Origin of the sequence: Lysinibacillus sphaericus OT4b.31 (assembly GCF_000392615.1) — a bacterium.
In the GTDB taxonomy this organism is placed as follows: domain Bacteria; phylum Bacillota; class Bacilli; order Bacillales_A; family Planococcaceae; genus Lysinibacillus; species Lysinibacillus sphaericus_B.
Map to the genome: position 1 here is coordinate 1 of NZ_KB933449.1, position 712 is coordinate 712.

General features: G+C 29.8%; 1 protein-coding gene. It reads right to left on the reverse strand.

What is annotated here, in order from left to right:
- Positions 1-369: 369 nt before the first annotated feature.
- A partial coding sequence (locus tag H131_RS22820; protein WP_010861501.1) for a transposase occupies positions 370-712 on the reverse strand: 343 nt, incomplete at its 5' end.

A 712-nucleotide genomic window follows, 5' to 3' on the forward strand; every position in this document is an offset into this window, starting at 1 on the left:
TGCCATCATCACTAGACTATAATTAATCTTTAACATATTATGTATTACTTATATCTTAAAGTTCTTAGTTGTTTTGAAGTTGTTTACCTGTCCTTCAAGACAAGAATTATTGTATAACGTTTTCCTTCATTGTGCAACACTTTTTTATAAAAAAAAGAAATTATTACTTTTTAAAGATATTTTTGTTATGTAAGAGAATTTATCACTCTGCTACTCATTATAGCAATTGTCTTTTCAAAAGAAAACATTTTTATTTACATGAAAAAAATAAATTGTTTTGTAGTTGAATCAATTTCATAATACGTATTTTAAAAAAATCATAGACGTGCAGAATATTGAATGATTACTTAAAAAAACGAATGAAATACCTTATGATGCTGTAGATTCTTGAAGATTAGTATATCTAAGTCTATCCATCGCTAGTCTGGATGCATTGTATGCAATGTGTACTAAATCGAAATGAACTTTAGCTTTTTTCCCTGTACAATGGTAAATCTGATTCAATAGAAAGTAGCCTTTTAGATAGGCATTTACACGTTCAACGGCACTTCGCGCCTTATAGAGTTGGTTCCATTTTTTCGAGCCTCTTGCTGGAGCCGTATATCGTCTAAGATCTTTTGTTATTTTCATTTTATAAACCTTTTGACATAAGCTATCGTGAGCCAATGGACAATCGTTACATTCATGAGGATGTGTATACTTTAGCGTCTCA